At 73.1% G+C, this 21921-nt stretch carries 15 protein-coding genes; all 15 read right to left on the minus strand.

From position 1 onward, the window contains the following. Positions 1–33: 33 nt before the first annotated feature. A complete protein-coding gene (locus GLX25_RS15625) occupies positions 34–1134 on the minus strand; it encodes a D-alanine--D-alanine ligase family protein (RefSeq protein ID WP_155843423.1) in 1101 nt (366 codons plus the stop codon). Then, positions 1034–2170 carry an NAD(P)H-dependent glycerol-3-phosphate dehydrogenase gene (locus GLX25_RS15630; RefSeq protein ID WP_155843424.1) on the minus strand — a complete coding sequence of 379 codons (1137 nt, stop codon included), beginning with the start codon at positions 2168–2170 and terminating at the stop codon, positions 1034–1036. The genes GLX25_RS15625 and GLX25_RS15630 overlap by 101 nt, the downstream gene beginning before the upstream one ends. Beyond that, positions 2163–2939 carry a lysophospholipid acyltransferase family protein gene (locus GLX25_RS15635; RefSeq protein ID WP_271192389.1) on the minus strand — a complete coding sequence of 259 codons (777 nt, stop codon included), beginning with the start codon at positions 2937–2939 and terminating at the stop codon, positions 2163–2165. Before GLX25_RS15635 ends, GLX25_RS15630 begins: the two co-directional genes overlap by 8 nt. A 7-nt stretch (positions 2940–2946) precedes the next feature. Beyond that, the gene (gene murA / locus GLX25_RS15640) at positions 2947–4317 is read right to left on the minus strand and encodes a UDP-N-acetylglucosamine 1-carboxyvinyltransferase (protein ID WP_166548897.1); all 1371 of its coding nucleotides are present in this window, start codon (positions 4315–4317) and stop codon (positions 2947–2949) included. Beyond that, positions 4318–4935 carry a 3-isopropylmalate dehydratase small subunit gene (gene leuD / locus GLX25_RS15645; protein WP_155843425.1) on the minus strand — a complete coding sequence of 206 codons (618 nt, stop codon included), beginning with the start codon at positions 4933–4935 and terminating at the stop codon, positions 4318–4320. Between the two features lies 1 nt (position 4936). Beyond that, positions 4937–6415: a 3-isopropylmalate dehydratase large subunit gene (gene leuC / locus GLX25_RS15650; RefSeq protein WP_155843426.1), complete on the minus strand. Its 1479-nt coding sequence runs from the start codon at positions 6413–6415 to the stop codon at positions 4937–4939. Between the two features lie 121 nt (positions 6416–6536). Further along, positions 6537–7106: an FHA domain-containing protein gene (locus GLX25_RS19190; protein WP_155843427.1), complete on the minus strand. Its 570-nt coding sequence runs from the start codon at positions 7104–7106 to the stop codon at positions 6537–6539. Between the two features lie 38 nt (positions 7107–7144). Further along, the gene (locus GLX25_RS19425) at positions 7145–9436 is read right to left on the minus strand and encodes a transglutaminase TgpA family protein (protein ID WP_155843428.1); all 2292 of its coding nucleotides are present in this window, start codon (positions 9434–9436) and stop codon (positions 7145–7147) included. Further along, positions 9433–10806: a DUF58 domain-containing protein gene (locus GLX25_RS15665; protein ID WP_155843429.1), complete on the minus strand. Its 1374-nt coding sequence runs from the start codon at positions 10804–10806 to the stop codon at positions 9433–9435. Before GLX25_RS15665 ends, GLX25_RS19425 begins: the two co-directional genes overlap by 4 nt. Then, positions 10803–11771 carry an AAA family ATPase gene (locus GLX25_RS15670; protein WP_155843430.1) on the minus strand — a complete coding sequence of 323 codons (969 nt, stop codon included), beginning with the start codon at positions 11769–11771 and terminating at the stop codon, positions 10803–10805. The genes GLX25_RS15665 and GLX25_RS15670 overlap by 4 nt, the downstream gene beginning before the upstream one ends. 43 nt (positions 11772–11814) lie before the next feature. After that, positions 11815–17178 carry an Ig-like domain-containing protein gene (locus GLX25_RS15675; protein WP_155843431.1) on the minus strand — a complete coding sequence of 1788 codons (5364 nt, stop codon included), beginning with the start codon at positions 17176–17178 and terminating at the stop codon, positions 11815–11817. A 202-nt stretch (positions 17179–17380) separates the two neighbouring features. Then, positions 17381–18094, minus strand: a complete 714-nt coding sequence (locus tag GLX25_RS15680; protein ID WP_166548898.1) for an FHA domain-containing protein — start codon at positions 18092–18094, stop codon at positions 17381–17383. Then, the gene (locus tag GLX25_RS15685) at positions 18091–19713 is read right to left on the minus strand and encodes a serine/threonine-protein kinase (protein ID WP_155843433.1); all 1623 of its coding nucleotides are present in this window, start codon (positions 19711–19713) and stop codon (positions 18091–18093) included. Before GLX25_RS15685 ends, GLX25_RS15680 begins: the two co-directional genes overlap by 4 nt. Further along, a complete protein-coding gene (locus GLX25_RS19430) occupies positions 19713–21005 on the minus strand; it encodes an FHA domain-containing protein (protein WP_155843434.1) in 1293 nt (430 codons plus the stop codon). The genes GLX25_RS15685 and GLX25_RS19430 overlap by 1 nt, the downstream gene beginning before the upstream one ends. 1 nt (position 21006) lies before the next feature. Beyond that, positions 21007–21879: a PP2C family protein-serine/threonine phosphatase gene (locus GLX25_RS15695; protein ID WP_271192390.1), complete on the minus strand. Its 873-nt coding sequence runs from the start codon at positions 21877–21879 to the stop codon at positions 21007–21009. Between the last annotated feature and the right edge of the window lie 42 nt (positions 21880–21921).

Below are 21921 nucleotides of genomic sequence, written 5' to 3' on the forward strand. Positions count from 1 at the left end.
GCCGGCCGGCGCGGGGCTCAGCCGACGCGGGCCTCAGCCGACGCGCACGCCCCGCGCCATCCCGACCCTGATGAGCTCGTCGATCAGCTCGGGGTAGCTCACGCCCGACTCCTGCCAGCAGCGCGGGAACATCGAGATCGGGGTGAAGCCCGGCATCGTGTTGAGCTCGTTGACCACGAACCCCTCCTCGGTGAGGAAGAAGTCCACGCGCGCGAGCCCCTCGGCGCCGATCGCCTCGAACGCGCGGATCGCGAGGTCGCGCATCTCCTCGAGCCGCCCGTCGCCGAGGTCGGCCGGGCACACGAGGTCGACGCCCGGCGCGTCGAGGTACTTCGCCGCGAAGTCGTAGAACCCGTCGCCCGTGAGCACGATCTCGCCCGCGACCGACGCGCGCGGGCGCTCGCCCGGCGCGCCGCCGAGCACGCCGATCTCGACCTCGCGCCCGATCACGGCGGACTCGATGAGCACCGTGTCGTCCTCGGCGAACGCGACCTCGAGGGCCGCATCGAGCTCGCCCGGCTCCGCCACCTTGCTCACGCCGACGCTCGAGCCGGCACGGGCCGGCTTCACGAACTGCGGCAGGCCGAGGGATGCCGCGTCCGCGCGGACGGCGGCCGGGTCATCCGCCCACTGCCGGGCCGTCACGGTGCGCCACGGCGCCACCGGGATGCCTGCGGCCGCGAGCGCGGTCTTCGTGAAGTGCTTGTGCATGCCGAGCGCGCTCGCGAGCACGCCGGAGCCCACGTAGGGCAGGCCGAGCAGCTCGAACAGGCCCTGGATCGTGCCGTCCTCGCCGAAGGGTCCGTGCAGGATCGGGAAGACGAGGTCGACCTCGCCGAGCGAGGACTTCTCGCCGCTCGCGGTCACGACGTGCAGCTCGCGGGACGCGGCGGACTCCGGCCAGCGCACGCGCGTGCCGTTGTCGTGCACCTCGGGCAGGTGCGCCGGGTCGAGCGCGAAGCGATCCGGGTCGTCGGCCTCCAGCACGAACGCGCCGTCGCGCGTGATCCCGACCGGGATCAGCTCGTAGCGGTCACGGTCGATCGCCCGGAGCACTCCCGCCGCCGTGGCGCAGCTGATCGAATGCTCGCTGGAGCGCCCGCCGAAGAGCAGAACCACCCTGAGCTTGTCCATCCATCGTCCTTTCGCCCTGCGGCTCGTCGTCGGTCGTGAGGTGCGGCGCGATGTCCTTCGGCGCGAGCGTTCCGGCGAGCACCTGCCGGACCTGCTCGACGATGGGCATCTCGACGCCCTTGGCGCGCGCCAGTTCGAGGATCGGGCCGACGGACGCGAGCCCCTCCGTGGTCTGCTGCATCTGGTTGACGACCTCGGGCAGCTTGTAGCCCTGGCCGAGCAGGCGCCCGGCGGTGTTGTTGCGCGAGAGCGGCGACTGGCAGGTCGCGATGAGGTCGCCGAGCCCGGCGAGGCCCGACAGCGTGTCGGGGTGCGCGCCGTAGGCGACGGCGAAGTCGGTCATCTCGACGAGGCCGCGCGTGATGATCGAGGCCTTCGTGTTCTCGCCGTAGCCGGCGCCGTCGACGATGCCGATCGCGACCGCGATGAGGTTCTTCAGGACCCCGCCGAACTCCGTGCCGATGACGTCGGTGTTCACGAACGAGTGGAAGTAGCGGTTGCGCGACACGGATGCCACGGACTGCGCGGTCTCCATGCTGGTCGACGAGACCACGGCCGCCGTCGGCTGCTCCCTCGCGATCTCGAGCGCGAGGTTCGGGCCCGAGATCACGGCGATCTTCGACTCGGCGATCGGCAGCACCTCGGCGATGACCTCGCTCATGCGGTGGCCCGTCGGCTTCTCGACGCCCTTCATGAGCGAGACGATCGTCGCCTCGGCGTGCAGGTGCGGCTCCGCCGCGATCAGGTTCTGGCGGAGCGTCTGGCTCGGCACGCTGATGTAGACCTGCTCGGCCCCCGCGAGGGCGAGGTCCAGCCGGCTCGTCGCCCGGAGTCCGATCGGCAGGTTGATGCCGGGGAGGTAGTCGCTGTTGCGCTTGGCCTCCTGGATCTCGCGCGCGAGCTCGGGGCGGCGGGCCCACAGCACGACGTCGGCGCCGCCGTCGGCGAGGATCTTCGCGAAGGTCGTGCCCCAGCTGCCCGCGCCGAGCACGGCGACGCGCTTGCCGGGCACGCGGCGGCCGGCCCCCCTAGCCATCGAGGCGCCCCGTCTCCTTCTGCCCGTGCTTGGTCGGGTCCCAGCGCTCGGCCGGCGGCGTCTTCTCGCGCAGCTCGCCGACGAGTGCGGCGATCGCGTTCATGAGGTCGTTCGTCGCGGCGAGGAGGGTCGCCTGGTCGAGCGGCTTGCCCTCGTAGGCCGACAGGTCGAGGGGCTCGCCGATGACGACGTCCACGGTCTTCCGCGGGAAGAAGCTGACCTTCTTCGCGTACCTCGGCATGATCTGCTGCGTGCCCCAGTGGGCGGCGGGGACGACCGGGATGCCGCGCTCGAGCGCGATGCGCACCGCACCGGTCTTGCCGCGCATCGGCCACAGGTCGGGGTCGCGCGTGAGCGATCCCTCGGGGTAGACGATGACCATGCGGCCCTTCTCGACGAGCTCCTCCGCGGCGCGGATGGCGGCGTGGCTGCTGCTGCCCGCGCGCTCGACGGGGATCTGGCCCGAGGTGCGCAGGAACCAGCCGAGCACGGGGTTCTTGAACAGCGACGCCTTCGCCATGAACCTCGGGAGTCGCCCGAGGTGCCACGAGGCCACGCCCATCACGAGCGGGTCGATCTCGCTGTAGTGGTTGGGCGACAGCACGAAGGCGCCGGCCTGCGGCATCCGCTCGGGGTGGTGGAAGCGGTACTTCACGCCGAGGCTCCACAGCGGGAGGATCAGCGCGGCCAGCACCCAGAAGAACGAGGGGCGGCGCTTCTCGGCGCCGGGCTTCACTGCGGGCACGACGGAGGGGTCACGATGGGGCACTGACCCATTATCCTTCGAGCGCGAAGTCCGCTCCGAGCAGCTCCAGCTTCGTGATGAAGTTCTCGTAGCCGCGCGCGATGATCCCGACGTTCGACACGGTCGAGCGCCCCTCGGCCGTCAGGGCCGCGATGAGGTGGCTGAACCCGCCGCGCAGGTCGGGCACCTCGATGTCGGCGCCGCGCAACTGCGACGGGCCGGAGATCACCGCGGAGTGCTTGAAGTTGCGCTGGCCGAACCGGCACGGCCGGCCGCCGAGGCACTCCTTGTGCACGTCGATCGACGCGCCCATCTCGACGAGCGCGTCGACGAAGCCGAAGCGCTGCTCGTAGACGGTCTCGTGCACGATCGAGACGCCCTTGGCCTTCGTGAGCGCCACGACGAGCGGCTGCTGCCAGTCGGTCATGAACCCGGGGTGCACGTCGGTCTCGATGATGACCGGCTTCAGCTCACCGCCGGGGTGGTAGAAGCGGATGCCGTCGTCCTCGATCTCGAACGCGCCGCCGACCTTGCGGAAGATGTTGAGGAACGTGAGCATCTCGGGCTGGCGGGCGCCGCCGACGAAGATGTCGCCCTCGGTCGCGAGCGCGGCCGCGGCCCAGCTCGCCGCCTCGTTCCGGTCGAAGAGCGCGCGGTGCGAGTAGCCCTGCAGCCGCTCGACGCCCTCGATGCGGATCACCCGGTCGGTGTCGACCGTGATGATGGCCCCCATCTTCTGGAGGATGTTGATGAGGTCCATGATCTCGGGCTCGATCGCCGCGCCCGTGAGCTCGGTGATGCCCTCGGCGAGCACCGCCGTGAGGAGGACCTGCTCGGTCGCCCCGACGCTCGGGTACGGCAGCGAGACCTTCGCGCCCTTGAGGCCGGTCGGCGCCGACATGCGGATGCCGCTCGGCAGCTTCTCGACGATCGCGCCGAAGTTGCGCAGGACCTCGAGGTGGTAGTCGATCGGCCGGTCGCCGATGCGGCAGCCGCCGAGGTCGGGGATGAACGCCTCGCCGAGTCGGTGCAGGAGCGGCCCGCAGAAGAGGATCGGGATGCGGCTCGAGCCGGCGTGCGCGTCGATGTCGGCCATGTGCGCCGACTCGACGGCCGACGGGTCGAGGATGAGGTCGCCCGGCTCGGGACCCTCGGTCACCGTCACGCCGTGGACCTCGAGGAGGCCCCGCACGATGCGCACGTCGCTGATGTTCGGGACGTCCTTCAGGACGCTCGGCGTGTCGCCGAGGATCGCCGCGACCATCGCCTTGGTGACGAGGTTCTTGGCCCCCTTCAGCTCGATTCGACCGCGAAGCGGCTTGCCCCCGTTGATCGTGATGCGGTCGACCGGAAGGCCGACCGCCGTGCCGTGCTGCTTCGCGTCATCCACGAGTGTGTTCACTCAGTTCCCTGTCTCTGCCGGCTCCCTGATGGGGAGCGTCGTCGGCCGCCATCCCGCCCGAGTCGCCTCGAAGTCGGAGATGGCCTGCTCGTCCCGGAGGGTGAGCCCGATGTCGTCGAGCCCTTCGAGCAGCCTCCACCGAGTGTAGTCATCGATATCGAAGGCGACTGTGAGGCTCCCGATGCTCACCGTACGCTCAACCAGATCGACGGTCGCGGCTATTCCCGGCTGCGCTTCGATGGCCTCCCAGAGGAGCTCGATGTCCTCGTAGGCGACCTGCGCCGCGAGCAGCCCCTGCTTGCCCGCGTTGCCGCGGAAGATGTCGCCGAACCGGCTCGAGATCACGACCTTGAAGCCGTAGTCGCGCAGCGCCCAGACGGCGTGCTCGCGGCTCGACCCGGTGCCGAAGTCGGGGCCGGCGATCAGGACCGACGCGCCCGCGTGCGCGGGGTGGTTGAGCACGAACTCGGGGTCCTGGCGCCAGGCGTGGAACAGCGCGTCGTCGAAGCCCGTCTTGGTCACGCGCTTCAGGAAGACCGCGGGGATGATCTGGTCGGTGTCGACGTTCGACCGGCGCAGGGGGACGGCGACGCCGTCGTGCGTGCTGAACTTCTCCATGTCAGTTGCCGCCCTTCGCGCCCGCGCCGACCGGTTCGGCCGCGGCATCCCGTTCGAGGTCCCACGGGCTCGAGAGCGTGCCGCGCACGGCGGTCGCCGCCGCGACGAGCGGCGAGACCAGGTGCGTGCGGCCGCCTTTGCCCTGGCGGCCCTCGAAGTTGCGGTTCGAGGTCGACGCGCAGCGCTCGCCCGGGGCGAGCTGGTCGGGGTTCATGCCGAGGCACATCGAGCAGCCCGCGAAGCGCCACTCGGCGCCGAACGCCTCGAACACCTTGTCGAGGCCCTCGGCCTCGGCCTCGAGGCGCACGCGCGCCGAGCCGGGCACGACCATGACGCGCACGCCCTCGGCCTTGGTGCGGCCCTCGATGATGGATGCGAACGCCCGCAGGTCCTCGATGCGGCTGTTCGTGCACGAGCCCATGAACACCGCGTCGACCGGGATCTCCTTCAGCGGCGTGCCGGGTGCGAGGTCCATGTACTCCAGGGCGCGCTCGGCGGCGGCCCGCTCGTGCTGGTCCTCGATGTCGGCCGGGTCGGGCACGGCCCCGCTGAGCGACACGCCCTGGCCGGGGTTCGTGCCCCACGTGACGAAGGGCTCGAGCTCGTCGGCGTCGATGAACACCTCGGCGTCGAACACGGCGCCCTCGTCGGTCGGGAGCGTCCGCCAGTACTCGACGGCCGCGTCCCAGTCCTCGCCCTCCGGCGCGTGCGCGCGGCCCTTCAGGTACTCGAACGTGGTCTCGTCGGGCGCGACCATGCCGGCCCGGGCGCCCGCCTCGATCGACATGTTGCAGATCGTCATGCGGCCGTCCATCGACAGCGAGCGGATGGCGCTCCCGCGGTACTCCAGCACGTAGCCCTGGCCGCCGCCGGTTCCGATCTTCGCGATCACCGCGAGGATGATGTCCTTCGCCGTGACGCCGGGCCGGAGGGTGCCCTCGACGGTGATCGCCATGGTCTTGAACGGCTTCAGCGGCAGCGTCTGCGTGGCGAGCACGTGCTCGACCTCGCTCGTGCCGATGCCGAACGCCATCGCGCCGAAGGCGCCGTGCGTGGACGTGTGGCTGTCGCCGCAGACGACGGTGATGCCGGGCTGCGTGAGGCCGAGCTGCGGGCCGACGACGTGGACGATGCCCTGCTCCTTGTCGCCCAGCGAGTGGATGCGGATGCCGAACTCGGCCGCGTTGCGGCGCAGGGTCTCGATCTGCGTGCGACTCGTCGGGTCGGCGATGGGCTTGTCGATGTCGAGCGTCGGGGTGTTGTGGTCCTCCGTCGCGATCGTCAGGTCGGGGCGGCGCACGGGGCGGCCTGCCATGCGGAGCCCGTCGAACGCCTGCGGGCTCGTGACCTCGTGCACGAGGTGGAGGTCGATGTAGATGAGGTCGGGCGTGCCGTCCTCGCCCTTCTTCACCAGGTGCGCGTCCCAGACCTTCTCGGCCAGGGTCTGCGGACGCGACGGGTTCGGGGTGGTCTCGTTCATGCGGTACGTCTTCCTTCGGGAGGGTGGTCGGCCGTCGACGGACTCCGCGGCGGGGAAGGCCTCAGGACTGGGCCCCGCCGCGGCAGCGAAGGAGAAGTCGCCGAGCACGCATGCCGACAGGTTACACCGAGTCCGCCGGTGCCCGTTCCACGAGGAGGGCGACGTCGCCGAGCAGGACGACCGCGTCGAGCGGGACCTCGGCGGGCACGCCCGGCTCCAGGTCGGTGGGCTCCGACCCCTCGGGCCAGACGCGCACGCCGTTCGTCGAATCGAGGTCGGTGACCAGGAGCCGGCCGCCCCGCACCTCGAGGAGCGCGTGGGTCTTCGACATCGAGCGGGTGTGGTCGGGGATCGCGACGACGGTCGCGCCCTGCAGCCACGTGTTCGGCTTCGGGTCGCGGCCGACCACCACGCGCTCGGGCACGGAGAACTCGATCCCGTCGGCGCTCCGGAGGTGCCACGGGCCCGTCGGGACGGGGGCGGGTGCGGGCGCTGCGGCCGGGGCGACGTCGGCGGGCAGGGCGGGCGGCGCGATCGGCAGGGCCGACGGCGGGCGGATGCCGGGTGGTGGTCGGAACCCCGGGAGCGCCCGCTCCGCGCGCACGGTGCCCTCGGCCTGCCCGGGTCGATCCGGTTCGGGCGCGTCCGGCACGAGCCCCGGCGGGGGCACGATGAACTCGGGCTCGCTCACGCCCCCACCTTAACCCGCGGCCTCGTCGCGGCCCGGTCTCATCGGCGACGGCGGAGGCGATAGCGCGCCACGAATCGGCGCATCCGGCCCGCCGCCGCCGCGACCGCCGCGGCCGCGGCATCCGCTTCGGTCCAGCGGCGGTCGACCGACGCCGATTCCAGGTCCTCGCCGCCGAACACGTCGCGGTCCACGGTCGCGGCGATCGCCGAGAGCGGCGCCCGACCCGCGATGCGGACGTCGCCGAGGCCCTGCTCGTCGAGCTGGCGCTCGAGCGACCGCGCGGTCTGCAGGCGCGACGACTGCTCGGGGGGCTCGAAGCCGAGCTCGGCGTACCGGTCGACGAGCTCCTCCCACGCGCCCGCGACGCGACGGTCCGCGGTGCCGCGGTGCCGGATGGCTCGCCGTCGGCGCTTCGCGATCGCGACGACGAGCATCGGCAGCAGCAGCAGCGCCGCGGGCACGCCGATCGAGGCGATGACGATCCACGCCCACGCGGGCAGCTGGAAGGGCCGGTCGCGATCCTCGTCGTCGGTGTCGTCGATCTCGGTCGTGGTGAGGAGCTCGTCCTGCGCCTGTTCCGCGCGCGGCGGCTGGCGCACCTGCGGCTGGGGCTCGGACTTCGGCTTCGGCGTCTGCTCCTGCGGCACGTCGACGTTGTCGGGAGTCGGGTGGAACGCGACCCAGCCGACGCCCTCGAACGGCACCTCGACCCACGCCGTGACGTCGCCGCCGAGCACCTCGACCGTGCCGCCGCCCTCCGGGACCTCGGGCGCGTACCCCATGACGACGCGCGACGGATAGCCCAGGTGGCGGGCCATGAGCGCCATCGCCGCGGCGTACTGCTCCTCGTCGCCGACCATGCGGCTCCGCGTGAAGAGCTCGATGAGCCGGTCGGCGCCGTGTCCGGCCCGAGACGCGACGGCGTCGCTCGCGAGCCCGTGGCTGAGGAACCCGGTGGTCTTCAGCGCACGCTCGACGTTCCGGAGCTGCTCGATCGGGCTCGGAGCCTCGCCCGCGAACTCCTCGGCCTTCGCCGCGACGACGTCGGGCAGGTTCTCGACGGTGGGCAGCGCGAGCCGGGCGACCGGCACGTCGACGATCTCGGTGTCCTCCGGCTGGACCTGCACGCGCGCGTCGAGGCGGTAGCGCGTGCCCTCGGCCGCACCGCTCGTCAGCACCGCAGTGCCCGCGGCCGGGTTGTAGCGGACGTCGCCGGCCCGCTCCGCCGAGCCGCGGTCGAGCAGTTCGAGCGTCGAGCCGTAGCCGACCGTCGGCAGCCAGACGTCGGAGTACGCCGCGACCTCGACCTCGATCGACCGGGCGCCGCCGAGGTCGGCGAGCTCGGGCGCGGGCAGCGTCGATCCGACGATCGAGTACCCGCCGTCGGCCGCGGCCTCCTCGGGCCCCGCGACGTTCCAGAGGCGACCCGTGTAGGAGTCCATGGCGGCGAGCCGCAGCGCGTCGCCGGGCTCCAGCCCGTCGACGACGAACACGGGCGACTCGGCGAGCTCCTTCGTGTACTCGCGGTAGCCCGCGAGCGGGCTGGGGAACTCCAGCGGGTCGAAGGGCGGCACGACGCGGTCGCGCAGCACGAACCGGTCCGGCGCGACGGGCGCGACCGCGAGGCCCGCGACGCTTCCGATGACCACGGCCCCGGCGACGACGATGACCGACCCCGTGAGCTTCCGTCGACGCAGGCGCACCGCGCCCTCGCCGCCGGCCTCGACGCTCGCGCCGCGACGCCAGGCGATCCAGGTGAGCGCGACCGCCGCGAACGCGACGCCGCGCACGGCCGCGAGGAACGCCTGGTCGGTGCCGAGCAGGATGCCGGAGAGGAACAGCAGCACTGGCCCGACGACCAGGACCGCCGCCCGGAGCGGCGTGCGACGCGCGGGCAGCCACCGCAGCACGAGCATCCCGCCGACGAGCGAGACGACGGCGGCGGCGGCGTACGGCACCGCCGCGACGTAGTCGGGCGCCTCGACCGGTGCGGCGATCGTGAGGATGTCGGCCCAGCCGTGCACGGCGCCGACGGCGAGCCCGGCGAGCGACGTGAGCGTCGGGAGCACGACGAGGAACGCCTCGCCCGGCATCACGAACGGCGTGCCGACGAGGAAGTAGAGCACGACGCCGAGCAGCACCGTGACGAGCACGTTCAGGCGCAGCACCGTGCCGAGCACGGCCGCGAGCGTGCCGACGACGACGCCGGCGAGCGCGGCGGCGAGGAAGTCGAGGCCGCCGAAGCTCGTCTCGTACCCGGCGATCGCGAGGAGCGAGAGCACCGAGAGCACGCCGAGGTCGACGAGGGAGCTGCGGGCGATCCGGTTCACGGGCGCACCCTCCGCACGAGGCGCGACAGCTCGTCGAGCGAGCCGACCGTGACGATCGTGGACTCCCCCACGCGAGCGATGCGCGACGCCGCGCCGACCTCGGTGCGGAACACGATCACCTGGGTGTCGGACCCGAACACCGTCTCGGCGGCGCGGAACTCGGCGAGCGGCGCGCGCGAGCCGCCGACGACGACGAGTACGCTCGGCGCGGGGATGCGGCGGCCCGCCTCGCGGACGACGTCGCGGACGGGCGCGGCGGCGTCCTCGAGCGGCGCGATCCGGCACGTGTCGTCGAGCAGGGCGGTCGGCGTCGCGGTGCCGAGCCGCAGGCGGTCGGTGGCGACGGCGAGCCGCGTTGCGTCCCGGATGACCTGGACGCCGAGCGAGGCGAGCACCGACACCGCGAGCTCGAACTCCTCCTCGGAGGCGTAGTGCTCCGCGCTGGTCGGCTGCACGAGCAGCAGCTGCGACCGCCGGGTCTCCTCGTACTGGCGCACCATGAGCCGGCCGGTGCGCGCCGACGTGCGCCAGTGCACGTTGCGGAGCGCGTCGCCGGGCTCGTACGCGCGGAGCGCGTGGAAGGAGATGTCGTTGTCGGTGATGGTCTTCGTGACCTCGCCCTCGAGATCGCGCACGAGGCCCGCCGCCGAGGGCTTCAGGCGTGCGGTCACGGGGTGCACGAACAGCTCGACGGGGTCGGTCCAGCGCACCTCTCGCCTGATGAGCCCGAGCTGGTCGCCGCGAACGGATGCCGCGGGGCCGGCGACGATCACGGCGCGGCGCTGCGTGGGCACCGCGAAGAGCTCCTCGTGCTCGCCTCCCGCCGGGATCGCCGGGATGACGAACTCGGCGAGGCCGCTCCCGACGGGCAGCTCGAGCTGCGAGGGCACGGATGTCCCGTCGCCGACGTTCCGGACCACGAGGCGCCCGAGCGCGCGCTCGCCGGCCACGACGCGACGGGGCTGGAGCTCGATCCCGACCCGGTACGCCATCCGTCCGAACACGAACGGGACCGCGACGAGGAGCGCGGCGAGCAGCGTCGCGCCGACGAAGGCGAGCTCGATCCAGCCGAGCGGCCACGCGAGCGCGAGCGCGACGACGCCGGCGGCGAGCACGAGCCATCCGACCGGTGAGATCACGCCCGTCACGGGCGCGGCGAACCCACCGACGGCGCGGCCCGCCCGGTGCAGGCCGGCGGCGAGCGAGCGAGCGGATCCCGCGAGCGAGCGCCCGGCGGAGCGGAGCGCGATGCCCGTCTGCGAGGTCCGGGTCGCGGACGCCCTCCCGGGCGCCGTCCGCGCCCGCGGGTCCGGTGCCGGCGCCGCCGGCTCGGGCGGCGTCGACGCCGGTGCGTCGATGCCTGCGGTCATGCCGCGCGGTACGCCGGGGGCGCGATCTCGACGAGCACCGTGCGGACGATCTCCTCGGCCGTCGAGCCGGCGAACTCGGCCTCGGGGTCGACGATGATGCGGTGCGCGAGCACCGGCACCGCGAGCTCGCGCACGTCGTCGGGCGTGACGTAGGTGCGTCCGCGCGAGATCGCCCAGGTCTTCGCGGCTCGCGCCAACGCGAGGGCGCCGCGCATGCTGACGCCGAGCGCCGAGTCGCGGTGGTCCCGCGTGCCCGAGACGATCTGGTTGAGGTACGACAGCACCGCCGCGTCGACGTGCACCTCGGCCGCGAGCCGCGCCATGGTCGTCACCGAGCTCGAGGCGATGATCGGCGACACCTTCGACGCGCGGGCGCGGTTCGCCGAGTCGAGCAGCAGCGTCACGGCGGTGTCGTGGTCGGGGTAGCCGAGCGACGTCTTGACGAGGAAGCGGTCGAGCTGCGCCTCGGGCAGCGAGTAGGTGCCCGCCTGCTCGACGGGGTTCTGCGTCGCGATGACCATGAACGGGCTGCCCACCTCGTAGCCCACGCCGTCGACCGTGACGCGCCCCTCCTCCATGACCTCGAGGAGCGCCGACTGGGTCTTCGGGCTCGCGCGGTTGATCTCGTCGGCGAGCACGATCGACGCGAAGATCGGACCGCGGTGGAACTCGAACTGCCCCTTGCCCTGGTCGTAGATCGTGACGCCCGTGACGTCCGACGGCAGCAGGTCGGGCGTGAACTGGATGCGCGAGTGCGTTCCGTCGAGCGTGTTCGCGAGCGCCTTCGCGAGCACGGTCTTGCCCGTCCCGGGGTAGTCCTCGAGCAGCACGTGCCCCTCGGAGAGCATCGCAGTCACGACGAGCTCGATGATGTCGCGCTTGCCGAGGATCGCGCGGTCGACGTTGTCGACGAGCTTCGAGAAGGCGTCCTGGAACCAGCTGGCCTGGTCCTGGGTCACGGTCATGTTCGTTCCTCCGGGTCGTCTGCTTCGGTCGGGCTCGCGCCCGTCACCACGTGTTGTAGCCGAGGTTGTTCCACTGGGTGCCGCTGATCCCGCCGAGCGTGCGCGACGTGCCGCCGCTGACGTTCTCGAACCGCACCGCGATCGTCTCGCCGGCCGCGCGCACGCCGAGGTGGTTCAGGAGCTGCTTCTGCCCGTTCGCGCCGATGTCGACCGTCTCCTGGTAGCCGCAGCACGACGAGCCGTTGATCGTCGCGTACACGCGGTACCGACCGGGATCCATGTCGCTCCACGTGATGCGCACCTCGGCGCACCCGCCGCCGCCGCTGTCGCACGAGCGGCTCGGGCCCTTGCCGATCTTCCCGGACGGCTGCGGGGGCGGCGGGTTCTGCACCGAGAAGCTGTCGGACGACGCGGTGCCGGCGTTGCCGCTGCCGAGGTTCACGGCGCGCACCGCCACGGTGTGCGAGCCGGCACCGACGCCGGTGAAGCGGTGGCTGGTGTTCTGGCCCGAGTTCACCCACGCCCCGCCGTCGATCCGGACGTCGTAGCGTATCGTGCCGCCGCCGGTGTTCGACGGGGCGTTCCAGCTCACGTCGACGCTGGTCGGCGCGTAGCCGTTGACCTGCGCGTTCACGCCGGTCGGCGCGCCGGGCGTGCCGTACGGCGTCTCCGACGCCGACAGCGGCGACCACTGGCTCCAGCCGATGTCGTTCTTCGCGCGCACCTGGAATCGATACGCGGTGCCGTTCGTGAGCCCCGTGAACTCCTGGTTCACGCCTGCGGCACCGGCGCCGAACGTCGTCCGCTGCCCGTTGTAGTCGACCTCGTAGTCGGTGATCGCGGAGTTGTTGTTCGCGGGCGCCGTCCATCGGATGGTCACCGAGCGGTTGCCGGAACTCCGGATCTCCGGCGCTGCCGGACGGTCGGGCGCGTCGCGGACGACGACGGTCACGCGACCCTGCACCTCGCGCGCCGGGTCCTCCGTGCCGTCCTGGATGCGGTAGATCACGCTCAGCGTGCCCGTGAACGCCGCGCCCGCGTTCACCGTCACGTCGGAGGCGGTGTGCGACACCGACGCGTTCGCGCCGACATCCGCCTGGTCGACCTGCGCCGCGACGACGGTCAGGGGCGCGTCGGGCGCGAACGGGTTGAAGTCGTTTGCGAGCACGTCGACGGTCGCGGAGCCGCCGCGGACCATCTCGACGGGCCCGTCGTCGTTCGCCTTCGGCATCGCCCGCGTCGACGAGACCACCGTCACGTCGACGTAGCCCGGCACCGTGAACTCGTTGAACACCACGTCGAACGAGATCCGCGCCTCGGTGCCGGGCTGCACGCCGAGCGGCGAGGAGAGCCGGAGGATCGAGCCCTCGACGATCGCCGCCTCGATGTCGGCGTTCGCACCCTGCAGGTTCCGGTACTCGACGCGCTCGATGTTGTCGGGGTTCGGCTGGTCGGTCGACGAGCGCAGGTCGACGTCGAGCGGCGCCTCGCCGGCCTCGATGGTCTCGCTCCGCGGCGTGAACGTCGGCGGGGTGTCGTTGAAGTCCGGGTCGCCGACCGTGATCGGGATGGTCAGGATGGCGGTGCGCCCGACGGGATCGTCGGCACCCTCGCCATCCGTCACCTCGAACGTGAGCGACGCGGCGCCGCGGTAGTCGGCGGCCGGCACGTACTGCACGGCCGTGCCGCTCACGAACGCGGGCTCGCCCGCGTTCGTCGACGACGCGGAGAGGATCAGTGCGGGGTCGCCCGACGGCACGATCACGAGGTCGTCGACGTTCCAGCTGATGCTGCCGTTCATCGGCACGATCACCTCGCCGAGGTCCTTGAGGTAGGGCGCGGGGAACTTGGCCTTCTCCTCCGCGAGCAGTTCCTCCGGCGTCTTCGGACGCTGCGTCTCCTCGACGGTGTCGTCGCCCGACGGCACGGGCGGCACGATCACGAACGCCATCGCCGACAGGTCGTCGAGCTCGTTGGTGAGCCGGTAGGCGACCGCGTAGCGCTCGCGGCCGGGCATCACGTCGATGGTGCCGTCGGCGGCGACCTCGGCCCGCCCGGCGTTCGGCCCCTCGAGCGAGACGGCGAGGTCCTCGACGAGCCCGCCGGGGTTCGTGGCATCCGCCAGTGGGTCGACCGTGACGACCTCGCCGTCGACGACCGCCTCCGGCTCGATCACCTGGTCCTCCGCCGTGGGCGGGTCGATCACGGCGTCCTCCGTCACGGCGACCTGCAGGAAGGCGGTGTCGGCGCCGCCGTGGCCGTTCGAGATCTCGTAGCGGATCGTGTACGCGGCCTCCTGCTGCGGGGCGGTCACGACGACTCGTCGCCGGTCGCGGATCTCGGCGTCGATGCCGTCGTCGACCTCGGGCAGGTCGGCGACGTGCAGCCGGTACCCGCTCGGGTCGGAGTCGTTGAGGAGCACCTCGACCGACGCGGTCCGGCCGGGCTTCATCTCGATCGCGTCGTCGACCGCCTTCGGCGGCAGCTGCACCTCGGGCCTCGGGATGACGCCGATGCGGATGGTGCCCTCGGCGGTCGCGCCGAAGGTGTCGCGCACCTCGTAGCCGAACTCGTCGGTGCCGGCCGACCCGGCGAACGCCTCGTACGTGAACGACGTGCTCGTGCGCTCGACGACCCGACCGAACTCGGGCGCCACCGTGATGCCCGTGAGGGTCACCGAGTCGCCGTCGGGGTCGAGCTGGTCGAGCGGCACGTCGACCTTCACGGCCGATCCGGCGAACGTGCGCGAGGTCAGCGGGGTGGGCAGCGGGGCGCGGTTCTCGCCGGCGTCGCGGCCGACGACCGTGAAGCGGACGGTCGCCCGCGCGGTCTGCTCGTGGTCGTCGGTGACGGTGTAGACCGCGCTGTAGACGCCGGGTGCCTCGGGGGCCTGGAAGCGCACGGTGTCGCCGTCGGTGAACGCGAGCCCGTCGGGCGCGTCGACATCCACGAGCTCGGGGAGCAGGTGCAGCGTCGCGGCGTCCGGGTGCGTGTCGTTCCCGAGCACGTCGACCGTCACGATGTCGCCCGAACGCACGATCGCGCCGTCGTCGACCGCCACCGGCGGCTGGTGCTTGACGAGCGGCGGCACGGGCACGATCGTGACGCTCGCGGTCGACGAGTTCACGCCGTCGGAGACCGTGTACGACACCTGGAGCTGCTCGTCGAGCGCCTGCGAGGCGGTCACGCGCAGCACGGTGTTCGTGAGGATCTCGACCGAGACGAGGCCGTCGGCCGCGGAGTCGTCGATCGACTGCACGGCGAGGACCCGGCCCGACGGCGAGACGTCGTTGGCGAGCACCGGCACGGTGAGCGGCTCGGCCGCACGGAGGTAGGCGGTGTCCTTCACCGCGATCGGCGGCTGCGCCTCGGCGGGCGCCTCGACGACCTGCACGCGCACGAGCCCCTTGCTCGTCGCCGCGCCCGCTCCGAGCGAGTAGAGGAACACGTACTCCCCCGGCTCGGTGCTCGAGAACGCGATGGTGCCGCGCTCGACGTTCGGCGTGACGGCGGCGACCTCGGGCGCCTCCTCGACGCCGAGGAGCTCGAGGCCGGCTCCCGACGGCGACAGGTCGTTGGCGAGCGGCTCGATGAGCGTCGTCTCGCCCGCGAAGACCCGCGCGAAGTCGGGCGTGCCGATGGGGTTCAGCGTGCCGGTCGGCTTCACCTCGACGGTCAGGGTCCCGGCGGCCGTCGTCCGCCCGTCGGAGACCGTGTACTGGACCTCCTTCGTGCCGAGCTCGGCCGAGCGGTGTTCGAACGTGATCGTCCCGTCGGGGCTCGATCGCACCGCGTCGCCGCCCGTGGGCGAGGCGTTCACGAGGTACAGGTCGTCGCCGTCGGGGTCGTTCCAGTCGGCGAGCAGGTTGTAGGTCAGGTGCTGGCCCTGCTCCACGCTGATCGCCGCCTGCCGCAACCCGGCCGGCGCGACGTTCTCGCCGTCCGGCACGATGCGCACGTCGACGGATGCCTCGGCGACGCCGCCGCGACCGTCGTCGACGCCGTAGCGGAACGACACGCTGCCCGCGGCGCCGGCCGCCGGGGTGAACTGCAGGGCGCGCCCGCCGTCGATGAGCTCGAGTCGGCCGGCGGCGTCGGAGACCTCCGACGTGCTCGCGATCGTGAGCACGTCGCCGTCGGGGTCGGTGTCGTTCTCGAGCACCTCGAGCACGGTCGTGCGCTCGGGACGCACGCCGTAGTCGTCGTCGCGGGCCACCGGCGGGCGGTTCACGTCGGTGCGCTCGGCGAGCGTGTCCTCGAAGGTCTGCTGGGCCGACTTCTCGTCGCCCTCGAGCTCGTCGCTCTCCTCCGGCGGCGTGACCTCCTCCCAGTTGTCGACGAGGCGGAGGTCGGAGTCGACGAGCCACGCGTTGCCGTTGGCGAGGTCGTTCAGCACGATCACGTCGCGGTTCACCCGGAACTCGAGGCGCGACACGGCCGTGGGCTGCTCGATCGCGGCGGACTGCGGCTCGGCGTCGTCGCACGCGAGCAGGTAGCGACCTGCGGCGCCGCCCCAGGCGCCGTGGGCGCACGTGCCGAGCCGCACGGGGGCGGCGACCTCGCCGGCACCCGCGACCGCGACCTCGCCGCCGTGCGGGACGGCGCGCACCGGGCCGCCGCCGAGCGGCACCTCGAGGAGCCCCGTCGCCGTCGCGAGCACGACGAGGTCGCTCTCGGGCCCGGACTGCTGGAGGCGCAGCGCCGGCTCCGGCAGCTCGATCTCCCGCCCTTCGACGACCACGCGTCCGGCCTCCGCGTCGAAGACGACGGCGCGCTCGCCGACCGCCGCCAACTGGTGCTCGCCGAGGTCGGGGAGCTCGGCGGTGGTCGGCTCCGACGACTCGCGGGCCAGCGAGACGATCTCGCCGTCGCCCGGTGCGGTGGCGAGGACCGTGCCCTCCCGCGTCACGGCGACGTGCGCGCCGGACCCGAGTTCGACGATCGGGTCGGTGCCCCGGTGGTCGAACGCGAGGTCGCCGTCGGCGGTCACGCGCCAGAGCTCGCCCTCGGGCGAGAGGATCGCGAGGACGTCGCCGCCGTACGCGACCTCGGACGCCGGCGGGACGTCGATGCGCTGCACGAGCGTCGTGAAGGACGGGTCGATGCGCTCGATCGAGCCGACGCCCGGGTCGTACAGGAAGGCGTCCTCGCCCTCCTGGAAGACGTCGATCTCGTTCGTGGCCGTCGCCACGGCCGCGTCGAGTTCCTCGATCTGCCGGTTCAGCCGTCCGGCGAGCAGCTCCTCGGCGTTCGTGACCCACACCTCGCGGGCGCGCAGGTCGGGGTCGGTGACCGGGAAGCCCTGGTGGGCGACGGCGAGCCCGACGGGCACGCCGGCGAGCACGGCGAGCGCGGCGGCCGAGGCGACGTTCCGGCGCGACCGCGCCCAGGACCTCAACGTGACCACGAATACGTCTCCCCCGGTGCGTTCCGTCGGTAGGGCGTCGGATGTCGCCGCCGGAGGGACCGGCGGGTCGGGCATACGCTAACACGCCGATTCCGGGGCCCCGAAATGGGGAGCGGTCCCCACCTCGGTCCGGAATCGGAGACGATCCCCCGCCGCGCGCGACGACGAATCGGAGAGGGACCTCCGGCGGTCGGATGCCCCGTCAGGCGTCCCCCACGGCGCCGCCGGGCCCGTCGCCGTCGAGGAGCGCCAGGTCCTCGGCGCTGACGAGCCGTGTCGCGACCGCGTACTCGACGAGCCGGGCGCGCCGGTTCACGGCGAGCCGCCCGCGCCCGCCCCGGAGACCGTCCACGCCGATCCGGTCGAGCTTCTCGCACACGTTGTCGAGCTTGCGGTTGAACGTCGTCATGCTCCAGCCCAGCCGGGCCGCGGCCTCGGCCGACGACGGCACCGTCGCGCGGCCCGCGCTCGGCTGCGAGAGCACCTGCTCGGCGAGCGCGACGATGAGGAGCCGTTGGCTCGTCGTGAGCGTGACGGGCAGGATCGTGGTGCCGCCGTCGGCGGGCGCCGCGGTCAGCGACGTGTTGTAGAAGTCCTCCTCCGCGTGCACCGTGAAGTCGTAGGTCGTCGCGCCCGCGCTGAAGAGCACGTGGACGGTCTTGAACACGAGCGGCAGCTTGGCGCCCGGCGCCACCCACGACTGCACGCTGCCCGTGGCATCCGACACCGTCGCGGAGAGCAGCTGGCCGACGTTCGAGAGCCACCACAGGCCGAACTCGCTCGAGAGGGTGAGGAACGTGCGGTGCAGGTACGGGTTGTCGTCGATGGTCAGGTCGGACTCGCGGCCGATCGTGAAGGTGCTCCCGGCCTCGACCGTGTACCACTCGCCGCAGTACTCGACGCGGAGCGGCCTCACGACGTGCACCCGGTGACGGGCTCGGAGGTCTTGCTGCCCCGCTGGACCTGCACCTCGATGCAGACCGTCTGGCCGGCGGCGACGTCGCCCACGACGATCTCCGGCCCGTCGGCGACGGCGGTCGATCCCGAGCCGTCCGCGCGCTGCCAGCGGTACCGGTCGCCGTCCTGGGCGCCGTCGTGGCTGACGGTGAAGACCGCGCGCCCGTCGGCGATCGCGCCCGGCTCGACCTCGGGCGCCGGCACGCTCGCGGCGACGACGGCATCCTCGGGGATCGTCCCGGGTTCCTCAGGGTCGGTCCCGGGACCGCCGAGGGTGCCGCCGAGCAGCAGCGCGCCGCTCACCGCGACGATGACCACGATCCCGGCGACGGCCGTGACGATCCCGGCCATCGCGCGTCGTCCCCCCGGGGACGAGGGCTCCTGCGGTGCGGTCCCCTCGGGCCGCGATGCGCCCGCCGCCCGCCGACCGTGCGCGAGGAGCGTGGCGCCGTCGACGGCCCCCTCCACCGCCGCGACCGCTGCCGGTGCCGCTGCCGTCGGCCGGATCACGGTCCCGTCCTCCACCGGCGAGGAGCCGACGGCGGGAGCGCCCTGCGCCGCCACCTCGCGCACCCCGCGCACGCGCGTCGCCGGCTCGTCGTCCGCGTCGGTCGGGGGCGGCACCCCGTCGCCGTCGCCGGGTGCGGCGAGGTTGGGCACCTCGATCCCGGTCACCGAGTAGCCGAGCTCGAGCTCGATGCGCTGCAGCGCCCGACCGAGCTCCACGGCGCTCTGGAACCGGTCCTCGCGCCGCACGGCCATGCCGGTCGCGAGCACCGACTCGAGGCTCGCCGGCACGTCGTCGCGGCCGATCGGCGTGATGCGGCCGCGCTCGATGCGCCCGATGAGGTCGAGCGGGCCGTTCGACCGGCCCGGCACCTCGAACGGCGTCCGTCCGGCGAGCAGCGTGTGCACCGTCGCCGCGAGCGCGAACACGTCGCTGCGGGTGTCCGGTCGCGGATCGTCCTCGAACAGCTCGGGCGGCGACCACGGAACGCTCATGCCCACCGCCGCGCGGTCGGATCCGGTCCCCGAGCCGGTGGCCGCGGCATCCCCCGTGAAGCTCATCGTGTGGACCGGCAGGTCGCCCTCGAGGTCGGAGGAGATGCCGAAGTCGCTGAGCGCGGGCCATCCGTAGTCGTTCGTCAGCACGTTCGCGGGCTTGATGTCGCGGTGCAGGATGCCGGCGGCGTGCGCGGTCGCGACGGCGCCCGAGAGGCGGATGCCGGTGCGCAGCGCATCCTCGACCGACAGCGGCTGGCGCTTGTACCGCTCGGACAGGCTCGGACCGGAGCAGTACTCCATGACGAAGTAGGGGCGGCCGTCGGCCGACACGTCGGCGTGGAAGATCGTGACGATGAACGGGTGCGCCGACAGTCGTGCCATGAGGTTCGCCTCGGCGACGAACTGCGCACGCGTCGAGGCGTCGATGTCGTCGGCGAGCAGCACCTTCACGGCCACCTTGCGGCGCGGGAGGCGCTGCTCGTAGAGGTACACGTCGGCGAAGCCGCCCGACCCGAGCAGGCCGAGGTGCGTGAACCCCGGAAGCTCCGGCGGCGCGGCGGGCGGGCGTCGCATCAGCGCACCACCACCTGGATGCTCCAGCCGCCGCCGAGGTCGATGACGGTGTCCGGCAGGACGGGCGTCGCCTCCGACGGGCGGAGCCGCAGCGGCGGCTGGCCGGGTGCGACGACCTGCGTGCCGTTGCGCGAGTCCAGGTCGGTGACGACGACGGTGCCGCCCTCGACGGCGACGCGGAGGTGGGTCCGCGAGATGTCCGGGTCGCCGGCGCCGATGACGACGGGCCTCGGGATCCGGGTGCCGGTGACGCGCCCGATCGCGGGAGCGCGGCCGAGCACGAGTTCGCCGACGATGGGCTCGATGGATCCGTCGGGCATGCGCAGCGCGAGCGGCGGGGACGACGGGGCGGATGCCGCGGCCCCGCGCGCTGCGCCGCCGCCATCGGTCGGCTCGTCGCCGCCGGCCGCAGCGGCGCCCGCGCCGCCGAGCCTCGCCCGGAGACGGCGGAGGTCGGATGCGGCCACGGTGAGTCCGTCGTGGTCGCCGAGCACGGCCGGCGCCCCGGCGGACGCCGCCGCCGGCACGGGTTCGTCCCGCGCGGGCGGGGTGGACCCGAAGTCGGGCGGCACGATCACCGGGACCACCGGCGACGCGTCGGTCGCAGCGGTCGCCGTCGCGTCGACCGCGGGTGCCGGGCGGTCGACGGCCGGTCGCTCGACGGCCGGGCGCGCGAAGGTCGGGCGCTCGGTCCGGGAGACGCCGACGACCGTGTCCTCGGGCACCATCGTCCGCTCGTCGGGCACGACGGTCTCGGCGGCGGGCTCCTCGGGACGGTCGGGCTCCTCGGGACGGTCGGGCTCCTCGGCCCGGGCGGGCTCGGCGGCCGGCTCGGCCGGCGCGACCGCCCGCGCGGGTCGCGCCTGGTCGCGTCCGACGCTCCATTCGACGACGGATGCCGCGACCACGCCCTCGACGACGGGCAGCCGCGTCCCCTCCGAGGCCTCCGCGATGGCGACCCGGACGTCGGGACGCCCGTCGACCGCGCGCTCCTGCCACGTCGACACGCCGGAACCGGAGACCTCGACCTCCCCGAGCGTGACGCGGAGGTCGCCGCGCACGAGCGCCCGCGCCGTGCCCGTCGCGCGCTCGCGCACGACGAGCGCGAAGCTCGGCGCGGCGGTGATGCCCGACCCCGCCAGCCGGTCGATCACGTGCGCGGCCGCATCGCCGTCGAGTCGCGGCCAGAGCTCGAGCAGGTCGCCGGCGCGCTCGGCCGGCAGCACCAGCAGCGCGTCGCCGCGCACCGCGGCCAGCCAGCGACCACCGTGGTCGGGCAGGTACTCCCCCACGTCATCCCCCGTTTCCGCGCGGCGTGGTCTGCTCGACCGCCTCCGCGAGCCCGTCTCCTCGATCCCGCGTCGTGCCGTCCTCGTCGGCGGCGCCGCCGAGGTCGGACTCGACCACGATCGCGCTCACGTTGTCGCGCGCGCCCGCCTCCAGCGCGGCATCCACCAGCTCGCCGGCGAGGCCGGCCGCGTGCATCGAGTGCCCGGCCAGGATGCGCGCGATCTCGACGTCGCCGACCTCCTTGGACAGCCCGTCGGAGCACAGGAGGAACACCTGGCGGCCGGATGCCGGGATCAGCCAGACGTCCGGCTCGACGTGCGCGTCGGCGCCCACGGCCCGGGTGATGACGTTCCGGTCCGGATGCTTCTCCGCCTCCTCCGCGCGGATGAGGCCGGCGTCGACCATCTCCTGCACGGCCGAGTGGTCGACCGTCACCTGCTCGAGCCGGCGGCCGTCCCAGGCGTACACCCTCGAGTCGCCGACGTTGAACACCATCCAGTGCACGCCGCGACCGTCGCCGGCGTCGACCATCGCGATCCCCGAGACCGTGGTGCCCGCCACGGCCGTGCCCTCGTCGCCCTCGTCGGAGAGCGCGCGGACGACGTCGTTCGAGCTGTGGATCGCGTCGAGCACCCGTTCCGGCGTCGACGGCGCGCCCCCGTCGAGGTGCCGGCGAAACGCTTCGACCACGGCGCGGCTCGCGGCGTCGCCGCGGGCGTGCCCGCCCATGCCGTCCGCGACGAGGTAGACGGGCGGCTGCGCGAGCAGCGAGTCCTCGTTCACCGTGCGGACGTTGCCGACGTGGGTGCGGGCGCTGTGCGCGATCCGCGCCGACCCCGTGGGGATGGGCACGACACCGCTGCCGTCAGACGTCACGTGATCGGGTCCTCTCTGGGCAGGGCAGAGTCCACGCCGATG

It is taken from the genome of Agromyces luteolus, assembly GCF_009729855.1.
Classification (GTDB): domain Bacteria; phylum Actinomycetota; class Actinomycetes; order Actinomycetales; family Microbacteriaceae; genus Agromyces; species Agromyces luteolus.

Excerpts from the sequence above, each read along its gene's own strand:
- GLX25_RS15625 (WP_155843423.1), bottom strand. The coding sequence starts at position 1,134 with ATGGACAAGCTCAGGGTGGTTCTGCTCTTCGGCGGGCGCTCCAGCGAG.
- GLX25_RS15630 (WP_155843424.1), bottom strand. The coding sequence starts at position 2,170 with ATGGCTAGGGGGGCCGGCCGCCGCGTGCCCGGCAAGCGCGTCGCCGTG.
- leuD (WP_155843425.1), bottom strand. The coding sequence starts at position 4,935 with ATGGAGAAGTTCAGCACGCACGACGGCGTCGCCGTCCCCCTGCGCCGG.
- leuC (WP_155843426.1), bottom strand. The coding sequence starts at position 6,415 with ATGAACGAGACCACCCCGAACCCGTCGCGTCCGCAGACCCTGGCCGAG.
- GLX25_RS15665 (WP_155843429.1), bottom strand. The coding sequence starts at position 10,806 with ATGACCGCAGGCATCGACGCACCGGCGTCGACGCCGCCCGAGCCGGCG.
- GLX25_RS15670 (WP_155843430.1), bottom strand. The coding sequence starts at position 11,771 with ATGACCGTGACCCAGGACCAGGCCAGCTGGTTCCAGGACGCCTTCTCG.
- GLX25_RS15685 (WP_155843433.1), bottom strand. The coding sequence starts at position 19,713 with ATGCGACGCCCGCCCGCCGCGCCGCCGGAGCTTCCGGGGTTCACGCAC.